The sequence below is a fragment of the Micrococcus sp. IITD107 genome, from assembly GCF_041927415.1.
Lineage (GTDB): Bacteria > Actinomycetota > Actinomycetes > Actinomycetales > Micrococcaceae > Citricoccus > Citricoccus terreus.
The window spans coordinates 567,712-585,006 of record NZ_JBHFFN010000001.1 but is presented as its reverse complement, the minus strand read 5'-3'; the positions used below and the strand labels follow the sequence as shown (position 1 = coordinate 585,006).

Below are 17,295 nucleotides of genomic sequence, written 5' to 3'. Positions count from 1 at the left end.
TGAGAGGGTCAGGCGCTGATGACGCCGAAGCCGAGCAGCAGATACAGGGCCAGACCCAGTCCGATCCGGTACCAGACGAACGGCTTGTAGGAGTTCGTGGAGATGAAGCGCATCAGCCAGCCGATCACCACATAGGCGGTGACGAAGGCGATGCCCGTGGCCAGCAGCGTCTCGCCCATGCCGTAGGGGCCCTGCGCGCCGGGCTCGGCCAGGGACTTGAAGAGCTTGTAGAACCCGGAGGCGAAGACCGCGGGGACGGCCAGCAGGAAGGCATATCGGGTGGCGGCCTCACGGGTGTATCCCAGGGCCAGGCCCATGGTGATGGTGCCGCCGGAGCGGGAGACGCCAGGGATCAGGGCCAGGGCCTGGGCCAGCCCGAAGAGGATGCCGTCCTTGACGGAGAGCTTCTCGAGTGGTTTGACCTGCCGGCCCAGGGTGTCCGCGGCCGCCAGGAGCACGCCGAAGACGATCAGCATGGTGGCCACGATCCACAGGGACCGGAAGGAGGAGTCGATGTAGTCCTCCAGCAGCAGCCCGAGCACGGCGATCGGGATGGAGCCGATGATGATCAGCCAGCCCATGCGGGCATCGGGATCGTTCCGGGCGACCTTGCCGACCAGCGAGCCGAACCACCGTGAGATGATCCGGACGATGTCCTTCCAGAAGAAGATCAGCACGGCCAGTTCGGTGCCGATCTGGGTGATGGCCGTGAAGGCCGCTCCCGGGTCCGCCGCATTCGGCAGGAACTCACCGACGATCCGCAGGTGGGCGGAGGACGAGATGGGGAGGAATTCCGTCAGGCCCTGCACCAGGCCCAGGATGATCGACTCTAACCAGTTCACGTCCAGCACCTTACGGCACGGGGAGATCGCTCAGGAGCATCCGCGCATGCGCCACGGCCACAGGTGACGGAGCGCACGCTGCTCACGGGCGGCGCCGGATCAGACCTCAGCGGTCCGAGGAGTCGGCAGTGTCGAACTCCTCGTCGTCCTCGGAGTCCTCGCTGTCATCGTCGTCGAGGTCGTCGTCCTCGTCATCGTCGTCCAGGACGTCGAGCGGAGTGTACTCACCGGTGGCGGCGTACAGCGCATCCTCGTAGGCGTCGAAGGCATCGGCGATGTTGAAGTACGCCGACTCCAGCGCCGGATCGTCATCGCTGCGCTTGCCTGTGGCGGCGGCGAGGTGCTCATGCAGGGCTGATACGAAGGCCTCCAGGGCCACGCGCGGATCGATGCTCATGCTCACACGGTAGCCTCAATCTGCCACGACGGCACCTGCCGAGAGGAGACCGATGCGCGAGCAGACCATGTCCAGCACCCTGGACTCCATCACGCACCGTCAGAACTGGGAGTACCTGGTGATCACCGTCTCCCCGGATGAGTCCCTGGCGCAGGCACGTCGCCGGCTCGTGGAGCATGCCGAGTACGGCAAATGGGAGCTGCAGCGCTCCATCGTCTACCGCGGCGGGATGCGCCGGTTCTGGATGCGCCGGCGCATCATCCGGGTGAGATCCACGCTGAGCTGACCGGCCGTCGTCGGGAATCAGCTGGTCAGCGGCCCCAACGCCAGGTTGGCGAAGGTGTTGTGGGCCGATTCATCGTCTGAGGGGTGGAAGACCCCGGCCATCACGTCCCGGTAGAGCCGAGTGATCTCCGCGGCGCGGTGGAACCCGGCACCGCCCGAGGCCTCCAGCGCATAGTCCACCTGGGCCTTGGCCGTCCGCACCGCCTGGGTCTTGGTGGCCACCAGCCGGGGGAACCACTCCGGCCCCCAGTCGGCTCCGGCCACGATGTCCGCCACGACCGACCGCAGCAGCGTGTCCTGGGTGATTCCCCGCAGGGTCGCCTCCCCGGCCTTGTAGCGCAGCACCGGGTCGTGGCTGAGCGGCTGTCCCGTCACTCGAGAGGTCCGGCGGGCCAGCGCCTCGGCGCCCAGCTGTGCGGCCCGCTCCCCCACGCCGGTGTAGACGGCGGCGATCAGGGTCAGGAACGAGGCGAAGATCCCGAAGGTCAGCGGATCCGCGTTGGGCCCTGCGGGGATGCGTCGCACGATCCGGTCAGCGGGCACCACAGCCCCCTCCAGGCGGGTGGTGTGGGAGTGGGTGGCACGCATGCCGAGCATGTCCCAGGACGAGTCGTCCGCGCTCCAGCCTGCCGACGCCCGGTCCAGGAACCCGAACACCAGCTGCGCGCCGTCCGGGGTCTTGCCGAACACTCCCAACCGGGTCCACACCGGTGAGAGGGTGGTGAAGATCTTCGTCCCGGTGAAGCGGTACCCGCCGTTCTCCAGCGGCTCCGCCACCGTTCCAGAGTCGAAGAGCACGGCGTCGTTGCCGGCCTCGGAGATGCCGAAGGCGAAGATCTCCCCGGCCGCCGACTCGCGGTGGATGAACTCCAGGGAGTCATCCCCCCGGGCGGCCAGGATCGAGGCGACACCGTTCCACACGTGGTGCATGTTCACGGCCAGCGCGGTGGCCGGCGCGTGCTGGGCCAGCAGACGCTGACCCCCGACGACGTCGCTCAGGTCCCAGCCCAGCCCTCCCATTTCCCGGGGAGCCAGCGCGCCGAGGTACCCGACCTGGGCCAGGTCTGTCAGGTCCTGGTGCGGGAAGGCGTTCTGCTCATCCAGTGCGAAGGCCCGTTCCCGGAAGGACTCCAGCAGTGCTGGGGTGAGCACTGTGGAGAGGTCAGCGTCGGAGTGGGGGCGGGTGGTCATCGGGCCTCCAGGAGTCGGGCGAGCACACGGCATCCGAAGTCCAGTGCCTCCACGGGGACACGTTCGTCGATCCCGTGGAACAGGCCGGTGAAGTCCAGGTCGGCCGGCAGCTGAAGGGGCGCGAATCCGTAGCCGGTGATGCCCAGGCGGGACAACGACTTGTTGTCCGTTCCGCCGGACATCATGAACGGCAGCACCGGCGCACCGGGATCCTCAGCCTGCACCGCAGAGACCATCAGGTCCACGAGGTCACCGGAGAAGGGCACCTCCAGGGAGATGTCCTGATGCTCGGGGGTGAAGTCGACTCCGTCACCAGCCAGCTCCCTGAGGATCTGCAGGACATGATCCTCCTGTCCGGGCAGAATGCGGGCGTCCACGGTGGCCGAGGCCTTGCCCGGGATGACGTTGTGTTTGTATCCGGCAGTCAGACCGGTGGGGTTGGTGCTGTTGCGCAGGGTGGAGCCGACGAACTTGGCGGCATTGCCCAGGGCCTCCAGCTGAGGCGTGGGATCGGTCTCGTCGAACTCGACGCCACAGAGCTCGGCCACCTGCTCCAGCAGGTCCCGTGTGGTCTTGGTGTAGTCCAGCGGCCATTCGTGGGCCCCGATCCGCTGGATGGCCCCGGCCAAGCGGGTGACGGCATTGTCCGGGTGGACCGCCGAACCGTGGCCCGGTGCGCCCGTGGCCGTCAGGTTCAACCAGGCCAGCCCCTTCTCGGCGGTCTGGAGAAGATAGGCTCGCTGGCCCTGGATCTCCGTGGAGAATCCCCCGACCTCGCTGATGGCCTCCGTGGCGCCCTCGAACAGCTCGGGGCGGTTCTCCACCAGCCATCGAGCGCCATAGATGCCGCCGGCCTCCTCGTCGGAGAAGAACGCGACGATCAGATCCCGCCGGGGACGCTGGCCTGACCGGTGGAGGTGCCCGAGGACGGTCAGGATCATGGCATCCATGCCCTTCATGTCCACCGCTCCGCGACCCCAGATCATCCCGTCCTTCAGCTCGGCGCCGAAGGGGTCCACCGACCATTCATCAGGGTCGGCCGGGACGACGTCCAGATGCCCGTGCAGCACCAGCGCCGGTGCGTCAGCGTCCCAGCCGACGACTCGTCCGATCACGCTGGCGCGACCCGGAGCCGACTCGATGATCTCCGGCTCCATCCCCGCCCGGCGCATCAGATCGGCACAGTACTCGGCGGCCTCAGGTTCCCCTCGGGACTCATTGCCCCCGTAGTTCGAGGTGTCGATGCGGATCAGGTCCTGACAGATCCGCACCACGTCATCGCGGTACGGGCTGGGCGCGGCATCGTCGGCGGCGGAGGTGGGCAGGGAACGCTCGTCGGTACTCATGATGCCAGCCTAGCCAGCACCTCAGACACGAGAAGGCCCCGGACACTCAGGTCCGGGGCCTTTCGAATTCCGTGCGCGGAGGGGGACTTGAACCCCCACGCCCTTGCGGGCACAGCGACCTCAACGCTGCGCGTCTGCCAATTCCGCCACCCGCGCTCACGGTCTGCCTCGTCGTTTCCGGCTCAGGCAGCGCCCACTAGCCTAACACGACTCCTGAGCCTCTCTGTCCACTCCGAACTGCCCGCTCGAACACGGTCCCTGCCTCTCCACCGGGCGGCGTCCTGACCGACGACCAGGGCCCTGCCCTGCAATAATCGACGAGATGCAGCTGAGCGTCCCTGGGCACCGCTTGGTGTCCGATGCCCTGTGCTGCACTGACCCGCTGCGACCGACCTGTGAGACGAGGACCGCCTACATGTCTGATCTTCCCGACGACCGCCCGCTGCTGCACCGCGTTGCGGAGGCGCACGGCATCCAGGTCTCCTACCAGGGACATGACGGCCTGCGTCACACCGTCTCAGATGAGACGCTCGTGGCGGTGCTGGCGGCCCTGGACTGCCCGGTGGACCCCGCAGATCCGGAGTCCCTTCATCAGGCTGAGGCGCAGCGTCGTCTGGTTCCCTGGCGCCAGGTGCTTCCTCCGACCGTCATCACCCGCGCCGGCACCACGTCCTCAGTCTCGGTGCATGTTCCCCACGGCACCGCCGTGACGGTGACGGCGGTGCTGGAGAACGGCGACCGGTGGCCGCTGGACCAGCTCGAGGACTTCACCGCTCCCGTCGAGGTGGACGGCACCCTCACCGGGCAGGCCACATTCCGCCTGCCGGCAGAGCTGCCCCTGGGGTGGCACACACTCGAGGCCGTGGTCGGCCACGACGTCGACGGTCGCACCGATGCGGACCCTGCGCTGGGCTCGGCGCACCAGGCGACCCTGATCACCACGCCGGAGCGGATCACCACCGCCGACACCTACGCGCAGCGTCGCGGTTGGGGATTGGCCCTGCAGCTCTACTCCACCCGTTCCACGCGGTCCTGGGGCATCGGAGACCTGGCCGATCTGGCCGATCTGGCCGCGCAGACGGCCGAACAGGGCGGGGACTATGTCCTCTCCAATCCGCTGCATGCCTCCGTGCCAGCCCCGCCGGTGGTGGCTTCTCCGTACTCGCCGTCCACGCGGCGGTTCGTGCACCCTCTGTATCTGCGCATCGAGGACATCCCCGAGCTGGCCCATCTCGGCCCCGCTGATCGTCAGCGTGTGGAGGATCTGGCAGTCCATCAGCGCTTCGCCAACACCCGGACGGGTTCGCTGGACCGAGACGCTGCCTATGCGGACAAGCTGGTGGCCCTGCGGCTGATCCACGGCGTCCAGCTCAGCCCCGCTCGCCGATCCGCCTACCGTGCCTACCGCGAGGCTGAAGGGTCCGGCCTGGCGGACTTCGCCCTCTGGTGCGCCCTTCGGACGGTCTTCGATCCCGTGCACCCGGTGTGGTCCGATCCGGAGCTGGTCCCCGGCGGAGCCACAGCCGAGCGGTACCGTGCCGAGTTGGCCGAGGAGATCGAGTTCCACACCTGGCTCCAGTGGCTGTGCGATCAGCAGCTGGAAGCGGCTCAGCGCACTGCTGTCACCGCCGGGATGCGCATGGGCATCATGCAGGACCTGGCCGTGGGTGCTGACCGCAACAATGCCGACGGCTGGATGCTCCAGGACCTGTTGGTCCCCACCATGTCGGTGGGGGCGCCACCGGACATGTACAACCAACTGGGCCAGGACTGGTCCCAGTCCCCGTGGCATCCGATCCGTCTGGCCGAAACCGGCTACCGCGCCTACCGGGACATGCTGCGCACGGTGCTGCGCCACGCCGGTGGCATTCGGGTCGACCACGTCCTGGGCCTGTTCCGCCTGTGGTGGCTGCCTGTGGGCGGATCCCCGACTGACGGTGCCTACGTCACCTACGACCATGAGGCCATGATCGGTGTGCTGGCGTTGGAGGCCGAGCGGGCCGGCGCCGTCGTGGTGGGCGAGGACCTGGGCACCTTCGAGCCGTGGGTCCAGGACTATCTGGCCAGCCGGGGTCTGTTGGGCACGTCGATCCTCTGGTTCGAGCAGCGCGACGGCGTCCCTCTCCCACCGGAGCAGTACCGCCGTCAGTGTCTGGCGGCCGTGAACACCCATGACCTCCCCCCCACTGCAGGCTACTTGGCCGGCGTGCACCTGGTGCTCAGGGAACGCCTGGGACTGCTGGCGGGCAGCGCAGAGGCTGAGCGGGAACGTGCGGATCGGGAGATCGGCGTGTACCTGCAGGCCGCGCAGCAGGAAGGGTTCCTGCCCCACGGCTCGCTGGAGGACCTGCTGGAGCTGGCGGAGCGGGACCCTGATCGGATCGTCGAGGCGCTGTACCGCTATCTGGCGCAGGCGCCGTCCGTGCTGCAGGCGGTGGCGCTGGTCGACGCCGTCGGTGAGGTGCGGATCCAGAACCAGCCCGGCACCCAGCAGCACCAGTACCCCAACTGGGAGGTGCCGTTGGCCGATCGTCAGGGCGCGCCGGTGCTGGTGGATCGCCTGAACGAGGTCCCCGGCTTCGCGCGACTGCTCCACGCTGTGGACGATCAGCTGCGTCAGCCCTCAGCCGGATGACGGCCTTGACCGATGACCGCTGAGTTCCGCCAGGGAGCTGACCGGCTGCCTGCTGTGGTGATGGTGTGCCTGCACACCTCTCCCCTGGCCCAGCCCGGCAGCGGTGATGCCGGCGGACTGAACGTCTACGTGCGGCATCTGGCGCAAGGCCTGGCCGACCTGGGTCACCCCGTCTGGGTGCTCACCCGGCAGGACGCCCCGGGCCAGGTCCCGGTGCCGCTCACCGCGGCAGCAGACCATCCCGACGACGGCTCCCTCGCCTGGGTGCTTCCCGTCCCGGCAGGACCGCCCTCACCGGTGGACAAGGACGATCTGCTGCCCTGGATCGACGCGTTCGCCGAAGCCGGACTCACCGAGCTGGAACGTGCCGGAGCGTGGGAGAGCGGACGGCCCGTCGTCGTGCACTCCCACTACTGGCTCTCCGGTCTGGCCGGAGCGAAGCTGGCCCGCCAGCTGGACGCGCCGTTGATCCACACCATGCACACCCTGGCCGCCGTGAAGCTGGCCCAGGACCCGGCGGCACAGGAGAGTGAGGCCCGAGAGCCGGCAGAGGCACGGTTGGCGCGGACCGCTGACCTCCTGGTGGCCAACACCCCGGTGGAACGGCAGCAGCTGATCGAGCTGGCCGGGGCGCCCGAGGATCGGATCGCCGTGGTGCCCCCGGGCGTGGACACCCACGTGTTCACCCCCGAGGGAGCCTCCGACTGGCCAGGGAAGCAGGCTGCGGTGAAGCTGCTGTTCGCGGGGCGAATCCAGTCCCACAAGGGGCCCCACGTGGCCATCGCGGCGTTGGGCGGCCTGCGGCGGACCGTCAAGCCGAACGGTTCCGACGGTGCCGCTGCCCCGGTGACGCTGCACCTGACAGGTGCTCGGTCGGGATCAGAGGCCCTGGACCTGGTGGACCTGGCGCGTCGATCCGGGGTGGAGGACTGGGTGACCGTCTCGGACCCGCTCTCCCCCGTCCAGCTGGCGGCCGCCTTCCGGGCAGCCGACGCCGTGCTGATGCCCAGCCACTCGGAGTCGTTCGGCCTGGTCGCCCTGGAGGCCCAGGCGTGCGGGACCCCGGTGCTGGCGCATCGGGTCGGCGGACTGGTCCACGCCGTGGAGGACGGAGTGACCGGGCGTCTGCTGCCGGATCTGGAACCCGCCACGTGGACAGCGGCATTGAACGACATCCTCGAGGACCTGGCTCCCTGGACAGCACTGGGCCCGGCGGCGGCGCGCCGGGCCCAGCTGTTCGGGTGGGACGTGATGGCCCGGACCATGTCCGGACTCTACGGTCGGATCAGCGGACCGGAATCTCCAGCACACCGGTGAAGTGCGGCTTGGAGCTGCGGCCGTTCCACCCCGTGACCTCCGTGCGCTGAGCGTCCGGGTGCGCATAGCTGACCTGCACCGTGCCGGGCAGCACCACGGGCGTGGCGAAGCTGATCGACCAGGAGTGTCCGGCGCCGACTGGCTCTCGGCCGGCCAGCATGCGTCCGGCCAGGTACATCCCGTGAGCGATCATCCCCTTCATTCCCAAGGCCTTGGCCGTCAGGGGATGCAGGTGGATCGGGTTGTAGTCTCCGGAGACAGCGGCATACTCTCGCCCGGTGGACCCGGAGAGTCGCCACTGCGCGGTGACCTCGGGTGGGGTGAAGTCCGGGTGAGCCGCCTTCGGGGGCCGTTCAGCGTCCTGCAGCCGGACCCCCTTGGCCAGATAGGTGGAGGTGCCCTCCCACAGCAGCTGCGGCTCCGACCCTTCTTCGGCGCTGCGGTGCACGGTGACCACTAGATCCACCGTGGTCCCAGAAGGGTGTGCGGCCAGGTCGGTGGCCGTGGCCATGATCTCCAGATCGGTCTCAGCAGGCACCGGCAGGTGATGCTGGACGCGGTTCTCCAGATGGACCATGCCCATCAGCGGCAACGGGAAGTCCGGCTCGGCCATCAGCTCCATGGCGGCCGGGAACGCCGCGACGTGGACGAGCACCGAGGGCAGGTCCTGAGGATCCACTGCCCCGAAGAGCTGTGCATAGTCCTCCACCTGGTTCTGGGAGATCCGGTGCCCGTGGACCACCACGGCATGGCCGGGCAGCTGCCGGGGACGACGCCGCCTGGTCACAGCGTCACGGACCGTCTGGGTCACGGCCGAGCGGTAGGTGGTGATCAGTGGGGCCATCTGTTCACGTTCCATCTCAGGCCCCCATGATTCCCTGGCCGCAGACCCGCAGCACGGTTCCGTTGGTGCCGCCGGCGGCATCCGAACCGAGGAAGGAGATCGCCTCAGCTACATCCACCGGACGTCCGCCCTGGGACAGCGAGTTCATCCGCCGTGCGACCTCACGGGTCAGGAACGGCATCTTCCCGGTCATCTCGGTCTCGATGAAGCCCGGAGCGACCGCGTTGATGGTGCCGCCGCGCTCGGCCAACAGCTCGGCTGAGGCCGAGGCCATGCCGATCACGCCGGCCTTGGAGGCCGCGTAGTTGGTCTGGCCACGGTTGCCCGCGATGCCGGAGGTCGAGGCCAGGGACACGATGCGCAGGTGATCACCCACGACGTCTCGAGCCTGGTCGGCCAGGAATGCCTGGTTCATGGCCAGCTGAGACTCGATGTTCACGGCGATGACCGAGTCCCAGCGGGCGGCGTCCATATTGGCCAGCATCTTGTCCCGGGTGATGCCGGCGTTGTGGACCACCAGGTCCATTCGACCGTGGCGGGTCCGGCAGTGCTCCAGGATCCGTGCTCCGGCATCGGGTGCGGTGATGTCGAGCTGGAGGCTGGTGCCGTGAATGGAGTTGACCACTGCGGCCAGCTGCTCACCGGCCGCCGGCACGTCCACACCGACCACGGTGGCCCCGTCCCGGTGCAGGGTGCGGGCGATGGCCTCACCGATGCCGCGGGCGGCGCCGGTCACCACGGCGACCTTGCCTGCCAGCGGCCGGTCCCAGTCCTGAGGCAACGCACCCTCGGAGGTCCCGACCGTCAGGAACTGTCCGGAGACGAAAGCGCTGCGGGCCGAGAGCAGGAAGCGCAGGGCACCGACGGCGCCGGGTGCGGACATCTCAGTTCCTCCGGCGAGGACCAGTCCGTTGGCGGTGCCGCCACGACGCATCTCATGAGCCAGCGAACGGGTCAGTCCTTCGACCCCCTTGCGTGCCGAACGTGCCGCAGGATCCGTGGCGTCGGAGGGATCCGCGGAGACGGTGATCACGCGCGCCGAGGACCCCAGCTGCCGCATCACCTGTCCGACCTCCAGTGCCGTGTCCGAGAGGTCAGCCGGGGTCTGGACCGCGTCGAAGCAGGCCACCACGGCGGCGAAGCGGTCCTTGGCTCCGGCATGCCGGCGGACATCCACTCCCCAGTCCAGCAGCTGGTCGGCCACCTGCTGGGCGGCGGGACCGCTGCCCAAGACCAGTGCCAGACCATCCAGGAGGGGCTGGCCAGGTGTATGCCGACGCAGCTCGACCGGCTGCGGGAGCCCGAGGGCTGCGGCGATCTTCTTGCCCAGGGGCTGGTTCACCAGGGCGGTGTAGGTGTCAGTGCTCACGGGGTGTCTCTCCTGTGGGTGAGGTGCAGTTCAGGTGGAGGATCGGTGCCGGACCTGGGGCTCAGCGGCCACGCAGGATGGCCACGATGCCCTGTCCGCCGGCGGCGCAGACGGAGATCAGGCCCAGGGATCCGGCGCCCTTCTCATGCAGCATCTTGGCCAACGAGGCCACGATGCGGCCACCGGTGGCGGCGAAGGGGTGACCGGCGGCCAGTGACGAGCCGTTGACGTTGAGCTTGGAGCGGTCGATCGCACCCAACGGGGCGTTCAGTCCCAAGCGGGTGCGGCAGAAGTCCTCGTCCTCCCAGGCCTTCAGAGTGGAGAGCACGGTGCCGGCGAAGGCCTCATGGATCTCGTAGTAGTCGAAGTCCTGCAGGCTCAGACCCTGGCGCTCCAGCAGTCGAGGCAGCGCGTAGGCCGGTGCCATCAGCAGGCCCTCATCGCCGTCCACGAAGTCCACGGCACCGGTCTCGAAGTCCACGAACTCCGCCAGGACCGGCAGTCCACGCTCGCTGGCCCACTCCTCGGAGCCCAGCAGCACGGCGGAGGCACCGTCGGTCAGCGGCGTGGAGTTGCCGGCAGTCATGGTGGCCTTCTCGCCGAGATCCTTGCCGAAGGCGGGCTTGAGAGAGCCGAGCTTCTCCAGAGTGGAGTCCGGGCGCAGGTTGTTGTCCCTGCTCACGCCGCGGAACGGCGTGATCAGGTCGTCGAAGAAGCCCCGGTCGTAGGCGGCGGCCAGGTTCTTGTGGCTGTCCAGGGCCAGCTGATCCTGGGCCTCGCGGGTGATCTCCCACTTCAGCGTGGTGCGGGCCTGGTGGTCGCCCATGGACATGCCGGTACGAGGCTCACCGGTGCCAGGTGCCTGCGGAGCCAGATGCCCCGGACGGAACTTGGACAGGGCGGTGAGCTTGGCCTTGGTGGACTTGGCTCGGTTGAGCTCCATCAGCACTGCGCGGGCGGCGTCGGAGAACACGAGGGGTGCATCCGAGATGCTGTCCACTCCGCCGCCGATGGCCGAGTCCAGCTGTCCGAGGCGGATCTTGTTGGCCAGGCCGCCGATGGTCTCCATGCCGGTGGCGCAGGCGATCTGGACCTCGTGGGCTGGGGTGCGAGGATCCAGGGCGGTGCCCAGGACGGCCTCGCGAGTCAGGTTGAAGTCCTTGGAGTGCTTGATGACGGCGCCGGCGGCGACCTCACCGATCTGCTCGCCCTGCAGTCCGAAGCGGGCCACCAGACCGTCCAGGGTGGCGGTCAGCAGGTCCTTGTTCGAGGCGGTGGCGTACTTGCCGTGTGAACGCACGAAAGGCGTGCGGTTGCCGCCGACGATCACCGCGGGTCGCAGCTCGCCGCCAGCGATGGCGGCCTTCGGGGAGTTCTTCGAGGTGTTCGAGGACGCAGAGGTCATGACGGGTCCCTTCCAGGGTCGTTCGGCGCTGAGTGCACGGTGAGGCGGAGGTGCTCGACCGTTTCTGAGACCCACAGTACCTGATACGCTCAGTCCCGTGAACACATCATCTGCTGTGCCTCCCGGACGGGGGCACACCCCGTCAGCTGCCACCGCCGATGGTCGCAGCACCCGGTGGGACGAGCACCGGCAGCAGCGCCGGACCCAGCTGATCCGCGCGACCCGAGCTGCGGTGCACGAATTGGGTCCTGATGCCTCCATGGAGGAGATCGCCGTGCATGCCGGCACCTCCAAGTCGGTCTTCTACCGGTACTTCGGAGACAAGAACGGACTCCAGAGAGCTGTCGGAGAGCGGTCGATCCAGTACCTGGAACGCGAGCTGCTCTCGGCCGTCGACGCCTCGGCCCACGCCCTGGAGGGGCTGTACAACATGGTCGAGGCTTATCTGCGCCTGGCGGAGTCCTCGCCGAACGTCTACGTCTTTGCCACGCGACTGCCCTCGGAGGAGCCCAGCCGCACCGCTCCCCGTGCCGGTTCGTCCGGGCCACCGCCCATCCAGGGGTTCTTCACCCGGATCGGATCGGTGATGGACCGTCACTATCGAGACCACCTGCGTCAGATCGGCCGTGAACCGGGACCGGACTCAAGCGCCTGGTACTGGCCAATGGGTGCCATCGGGATGGTGCGCGCCACGGGCGAGGCCTGGCTGGCCACCCCCACCGGGGCCCCCAGACCGAGCGCACAGCGCATGGCCCGAACCCTGACCACCTGGCTGACCGATGGCCTGGCCGGGCTGGGCCCGCTCCAGCCCCCCACCGATTCCCCTTCCACCTCCACCTCCACGACCCGACAGGAGTCATCATGACCACGACCTCTGAGACCACCGACCTGACCGGCGGCGGGACTGTTCCCCCGCTGGCCGACGCCGACCTGGTGGACGCCCCCATGACCTCCTCGGCGCCCGAGCCGATCGAGCCGGGCGGGCTGGACCTGTACACCGTGCAGGAGCTGCTGCTGGGCCGGTGGTCCGCCGAGCGGCGCACCGCACGGGAGAACGTGAAGAACCCGGATCTGCACAAGATCGAGGGACTGTCCATGGCCGAGCACCGCGAACGCGTGCTGGGTCAGCTGCAGATCCTGGTGGACACCGGCGCGGTCAACAAGGCCTTCCCGGAGAAGTTCGGCGGCGAGAGCAACTTCGGCGGCAACATCGCCATGTTCACGGAGCTGGTCACCGCTGACCCCTCACTGCAGATCAAGTCGGGAGTGCAGTGGGGACTGTTCGGCTCCGCCGTGCTGAACCTGGGCACCGAGCGGCACCATGACGCCTGGCTGCCGGACATCCTGAGCCTGAAGCTGCCGGGGGTGTACGCGATGACCGAGATCGGCCACGGCTCGGACGTCGCCTCGCTCGGCACCACCGCCACCTACATCCCCGAGGACGACGAGTTCGAGATCCACACGCCGTTCAAGGCCGCCTGGAAGGACTACCTGGGCAACGCCGCGCTCCACGGCAAGGCCGCCGTGGTGTTCGCCCAGCTGATCACCCAGGGCGTCAACCACGGCGTGCACTGCTTCTTCGTGCCGATCCGCTCCGAGGACGGCGAGTTCCTCCCCGGGGTCGGCGGCGAGGACGACGGACTCAAGGGCGGTCTGAACGGCATCGACAACGGTCGACTGCACTTCACCCGGGTGCGGATCCCGCGCACGAACCTGCTCAACCGCTATGGCGATGTGGACGAGAACGGGGTCTACACGTCCCCGATCGCCTCCCCCGGCCGCCGGTTCTTCACGATGCTGGGCACCCTGGTGCAGGGGCGCGTCTCCTTGTCCCTGGCCTCGGCCGCAGCCTCCGCCCTGGCTCTGAAGGGTGCCATCACCTACGGCAACCAGCGCCGCCAGTTCAATGCCACCTCGGACACCCACGAGGAGGTGCTGATGGACTATCAGCTGCATCATCGGCGACTGATCGACCGACTGGCCCGCACCTATGCGGACAGCTTCGCCTCCAATGAGCTGCTGGAGAAGTTCGACGCCGTGTTCTCCGGCACCGAGGACACCGATGACGACCGTCAGGAGCTGGAGACCCTGGCGGCAGCCATCAAGCCGCTGGTGACCTGGAACGGACTGGACACCCTGCAGGAGTGCCGTGAGGCCTGCGGCGGCGCCGGGTTCATGGCCAAGAACCGCTTCGCCTCCCTGCGCGCCGACCTGGACATCTACACCACCTTCGAAGGTGACAATAACATCCTGCTGCAGCTGGTGGGCAAGCGTCTGCTGACCGACTACTCCAACGAGTTCAAGGACTTCTCGGTGGGCACCATGTCCCGCTACGTGGCCGGCCACGCCACGGAGGCCATGGTCCACCGCTCGGGACTGCGGCGGGTGGTCCAGGCGGTGCAGGACGCCGGCTCGGAGCGCAAGAGCGCGAACTGGTTCAAGGAGGAGGAGGTGCAGCGCAGCCTGCTCGAGGACCGGGTCCGGACCAAGACCGCCAAGGTCGCCCAGGCCCTGATGCCCGCCGCCAAGAAGAGCCAGGCCGAACAGGCGGCCGTGTTCAACCGCAACCAGACCGAGCTGATCGACGCCGCCCGCAATCACGGTGAGCTGCTGCAGTGGGAGTCGTTCACGCGGGCTCTGGAGAAGATCACCGACGAGCACACCCGTCAGGTGATGACCTGGCTGCGCGATCTGTTCGCACTGCGCCTGATCGAGGACGACCTGGGCTGGTTCGTGGAGAACGGCCGCGTCTCCACCCAGCGCGCACGGACTCTGCGGCAGTACATCAACCGCCTGGCCTACCGCCTCCGTCCGCATGCCCAGGACCTGGTGGACGCCTTCGGCTACGAGCCTGAGCACATCCGCATGGACATCGCCACCCAGGACGAGGCCCAGCGCCAGAACGAGGCCGCCGAGTACTACCGTCGACTGCGTGCCTCCCAGGACGCTCCCGTGGATGAGAAGGTCCTGCACGCCCGGAAGAAGAAGGCCGACCGGGCCGCCCAGAAGTAGCCCCGGGTCCTCTGGACAGGGACCGCAGGTCCCGTTCACGACGTCGGCCCCTCACCTTCTCGCTGAAGGTGAGGGGCCGACGTCGTGGTGGCGTGGGTGGGAGGTCAGGACTCCAGCACGGAGCGGTAGACCTCCAGGGTGCGATCGGCGATCGACTCCCAGGAGAAGTGGTCGATGGCCCGCTGGCGTCCGGCTCGGCCCATCTGCGCGGCGCGCTCCGGATCGGACAGGACCGAGGTCAGGGCGGCGGCGAAGTCCTGGACGAAGCGGGTCTCATCCACCGGGGTGCCGGTTCCGTCGGCGACCTGGTCGAGCTGGACCAGCAGTCCGGTCTGGCCGTCCTGGACCACCTCGGGGATGCCGCCGGTGGCCGAGGCGACCACAGCGGTGCCGCAGGCCATGGCCTCCAGGTTCACGATGCCCAGGGGCTCGTAGATGGAGGGGCAGGCGAAGACCGTGGCGTGGGAGAGCACGGCCATCACGTCCCGGCGCGGCAGCATGCCCTCGATCACGATCACGCCGTCTCGGTTGGCCTGCAGCCCGGCGATCAGATCGGAGACCTCGGCGGCCAGCTCCGGGGTGTCCGGGGCACCGACACAGAGCACCAGCTGCACGTCCGGATCCAGCTCGGCGGCGGCGCGCAGCAGGTAGGGCACCCCCTTCTGGCGGGTGATGCGGCCGACGAAGGCCACCGTGGGCTGGTCCGGGTCGACGCCGTGGCCGCGCAGGATCTGCGCGTCCGACTCCTCGGTGGCCGGGGTCCAGAGCGCCGTGTCGATGCCGTTGTGGACCACTTGGACCTTGCCGGGGTCCACGTCCGGATAGGCGGTGAGGATGTCCTGACGCATCCCCGCCGACACGGCGATCACCGCGGCGGCGGAGTCATAGGCCGTGGCCTCGGCCCAGGACGAGATCCGGTACCCGCCCCCCAGCTGTTCGGCCTTCCACGGGCGCAGCGGCTCCAGGGAGTGTGCCGAGAGGATGTGTGGGACGCCGTGCAGCAGCGATCCCCAGTGGCCGGCCATGTTGGCGTACCAGGTGTGGGTGTGGATCAGATCGGTGCCGGCCAGCTCCTGCAGGATGCCCAGATCCGTGCCCAGGGTCTGCACGGCGGCGTTGGCGTCCTCCAGTCCGCCGGGCACCTCGTGTCCGGTGACGCGGGCGCCCTCATAGTCGGGCTCTCGGTCAGCCCCGAACGCGTGGACGCGCAGCTCCACTCGGGAGGCGAGCACCCGGGAGAGCTCGGCCACGTGGACCCCCGCTCCGCCGTAGATGGTCGGGGGGAATTCCTTGGTCACAATGTCGATCCGCACGACTCCAACGTAGTGCAGTGGCGCGCCGGGCCGATAGTGTGAAGGGAAGATCACACCGACGATGAAGCGGGGTCTATCAGATGGCGCAGAAGAAGGTGCTGGCCGTGGTGCTGGCCGGTGGCGAGGGAAAGCGGCTGATGCCGCTGACGGCAGATCGGGCTAAACCGGCTGTTCCGTTCGCCGGGTCCTACCGGCTGATCGACTTCGCCCTGTCCAACCTGGTGAACTCCGGGTACCTGAAGGTCGTGGTCCTCACCCAGTACAAGTCGCACTCCCTGGACCGCCACATCTCTGAGACCTGGCGGATGTCCACCCTGCTCCAGAACTACGTGGCCTCCGTGCCGGCGCAGCAGCGGCGCGGCAAGGAGTGGTTCCTGGGCAGCGCGAACGCGATCTACCAGTCGATGAACCTGATCCACGACGCCCGTCCGGACATCGTGGTGGTCATCGGCGCCGACCACGTCTACCGGATGGACTTCCACCAGATGGTGGACCACCACGTGGCCTCCGGCGCCGCCGCCACCGTGGCGGCCGTGCGTCAGCCGCTGGAGCTCGCCTCCTCGTTCGGCGTGATCGAGACCCGCGAGGATGACCCGTCCCGGATCGCCCGTTTCGTGGAGAAGCCGCCGACGACCCAGGGCCTGCCGGACGACCCAGGACAGTTCCTGGCCTCCATGGGCAACTACGTCTTCACCGCTGACGCACTGATCCAGGCCCTGAACAAGGACGCCCAGATGGAGGACACCGACCATGACATGGGTGGCGACATCGTCCCCTACTTCACGGAGCTCGGTCAGTGCGGCGTCTATGACTTCACCACCAATGAGGTGCCCGGTGAGTCCGGGGCCACGCACTACTGGCGTGACGTGGGCACCCTGGACTCCTACTATGACGCCCATATGGATCTGGTGAAGCCCTGGCCGGACTTCAACCTGTACAACTCGGACTGGCCGATCTTCACCCGCCAGTCGATCTCTCCCCCGGCCAAGCTCGTGCGCTCGGCCACCAAGCGACCGGGCACCGCCGTGGACTCCATGCTCTCCCAGGGTGTGGTGGTCTCCGGCGGCACCGTGGCCCAGTCCGTGGTCTCCACGGACGTGAGGGTGCTCAACGAGGCGTGGGTGGAGCAGTCCGTGCTGCTGGACGGCGTGGTGGTCGGTGAAGGCGCCCATGTGCGCAACGCGATCATCGACAAGAACGTGGTGATCCCGGAAGGCGTGCGGATCGGCCTGGACCGGGCTGAGGACGAGGCCCGCGGCTACACGGTGACAGAGTCCGGGCTCACCGTGGTCTCCAAGGGCCAGTTCGTGCCGCCCCTGGGGTGACCTGCGTCCTGATC

The 17,295-nt window shown here is 68.4% G+C and carries 14 protein-coding genes and 1 tRNA gene; 6 read left to right on the top strand and 9 right to left on the bottom strand.

All coding sequences use genetic code 11. The annotated features are described in order from the left end of the window. Window positions 1-8: 8 nt before the first annotated feature. Entirely contained in the window at window positions 9-842 is an 834-nt protein-coding gene (locus tag ACEXHE_RS02800; RefSeq protein ID WP_091696887.1) for an undecaprenyl-diphosphate phosphatase, read from the bottom strand. 106 nt (window positions 843-948) lie between these two features. Beyond that, on the bottom strand, window positions 949-1,239 hold the full coding sequence (locus ACEXHE_RS02795) for a hypothetical protein (protein WP_374784624.1): 291 nt from the start codon (window positions 1,237-1,239) through the stop codon (window positions 949-951). Between the two features lie 52 nt (window positions 1,240-1,291). On the opposite strand from ACEXHE_RS02795, the gene ACEXHE_RS02790 reads away from it, so the two are divergent. Continuing rightward, the gene (locus tag ACEXHE_RS02790; RefSeq protein ID WP_091696891.1) at window positions 1,292-1,525 is read left to right on the top strand and encodes a DUF5703 family protein; all 234 of its coding nucleotides are present in this window, start codon (window positions 1,292-1,294) and stop codon (window positions 1,523-1,525) included. A gap of 17 nt (window positions 1,526-1,542) precedes the next feature. On the opposite strand, the gene ACEXHE_RS02785 is transcribed toward ACEXHE_RS02790, so the two are convergent. The 3 genes from ACEXHE_RS02785 to ACEXHE_RS02775 form a co-directional block, all read right to left on the bottom strand. Continuing rightward, window positions 1,543-2,715, bottom strand: a complete 1,173-nt coding sequence (locus tag ACEXHE_RS02785; RefSeq protein ID WP_374784623.1) for an acyl-CoA dehydrogenase family protein — start codon at window positions 2,713-2,715, stop codon at window positions 1,543-1,545. Continuing rightward, on the bottom strand, window positions 2,712-4,061 hold the full coding sequence (locus tag ACEXHE_RS02780; protein ID WP_277246096.1) for a M20/M25/M40 family metallo-hydrolase: 1,350 nt from the start codon (window positions 4,059-4,061) through the stop codon (window positions 2,712-2,714). Before ACEXHE_RS02780 ends, ACEXHE_RS02785 begins: the two co-directional genes overlap by 4 nt. A gap of 72 nt (window positions 4,062-4,133) precedes the next feature. Further along, window positions 4,134-4,217: transfer RNA gene (locus ACEXHE_RS02775), tRNA-Leu, on the bottom strand. A gap of 259 nt (window positions 4,218-4,476) precedes the next feature. Here ACEXHE_RS02775 and malQ point away from each other — a divergent pair. Further along, window positions 4,477-6,696, top strand: coding sequence for a 4-alpha-glucanotransferase (gene malQ / locus ACEXHE_RS02770; protein WP_374784622.1), 2,220 nt, complete (start codon window positions 4,477-4,479; stop codon window positions 6,694-6,696). Between the two features lie 12 nt (window positions 6,697-6,708). Further along, complete coding sequence (locus ACEXHE_RS02765; RefSeq protein WP_374784621.1) at window positions 6,709-8,013, top strand: glycosyltransferase; 1,305 nt, start codon at window positions 6,709-6,711, stop codon at window positions 8,011-8,013. Here ACEXHE_RS02765 and ACEXHE_RS02760 read toward each other — a convergent pair. From ACEXHE_RS02760 to ACEXHE_RS02750, 3 genes are all read right to left on the bottom strand, one after another. Then, window positions 7,982-8,857, bottom strand: coding sequence for a MaoC/PaaZ C-terminal domain-containing protein (locus ACEXHE_RS02760; RefSeq protein ID WP_356966358.1), 876 nt, complete (start codon window positions 8,855-8,857; stop codon window positions 7,982-7,984). The two genes, ACEXHE_RS02765 and ACEXHE_RS02760, sit on opposite strands and share 32 nt — an antisense overlap. Before the next feature lie 16 nt (window positions 8,858-8,873). After that, window positions 8,874-10,226 (bottom strand): 3-oxoacyl-ACP reductase, encoded by a 1,353-nt coding sequence (locus ACEXHE_RS02755; protein ID WP_091696904.1) that lies wholly within the window; start codon window positions 10,224-10,226, stop codon window positions 8,874-8,876. A gap of 61 nt (window positions 10,227-10,287) precedes the next feature. Then, entirely contained in the window at window positions 10,288-11,631 is a 1,344-nt protein-coding gene (locus tag ACEXHE_RS02750; protein WP_374784620.1) for an acetyl-CoA C-acetyltransferase, read from the bottom strand. 97 nt (window positions 11,632-11,728) lie between these two features. Between ACEXHE_RS02750 and ACEXHE_RS02745 the strand changes: the two genes are divergently transcribed. Together ACEXHE_RS02745 and ACEXHE_RS02740 are read left to right on the top strand one after the other, a co-directional pair. Further along, a complete protein-coding gene (locus tag ACEXHE_RS02745) occupies window positions 11,729-12,496 on the top strand; it encodes a TetR/AcrR family transcriptional regulator (RefSeq protein ID WP_356966352.1) in 768 nt (255 codons plus the stop codon). Further along, window positions 12,493-14,643 (top strand): acyl-CoA dehydrogenase, encoded by a 2,151-nt coding sequence (locus ACEXHE_RS02740; RefSeq protein ID WP_374784619.1) that lies wholly within the window; start codon window positions 12,493-12,495, stop codon window positions 14,641-14,643. The genes ACEXHE_RS02745 and ACEXHE_RS02740 overlap by 4 nt, the downstream gene beginning before the upstream one ends. A 104-nt stretch (window positions 14,644-14,747) precedes the next feature. Here the strand turns inward: ACEXHE_RS02740 and glgA are convergent, their stop codons facing one another. Beyond that, the gene (gene glgA, locus ACEXHE_RS02735; protein ID WP_374784618.1) at window positions 14,748-15,956 is read right to left on the bottom strand and encodes a glycogen synthase; all 1,209 of its coding nucleotides are present in this window, start codon (window positions 15,954-15,956) and stop codon (window positions 14,748-14,750) included. Window positions 15,957-16,036: 80 nt separating this feature from the next. Between glgA and glgC the strand changes: the two genes are divergently transcribed. Next, a complete protein-coding gene (glgC, locus tag ACEXHE_RS02730) occupies window positions 16,037-17,281 on the top strand; it encodes a glucose-1-phosphate adenylyltransferase (protein ID WP_374784617.1) in 1,245 nt (414 codons plus the stop codon). Window positions 17,282-17,295: the final 14 nt, after the last annotated feature.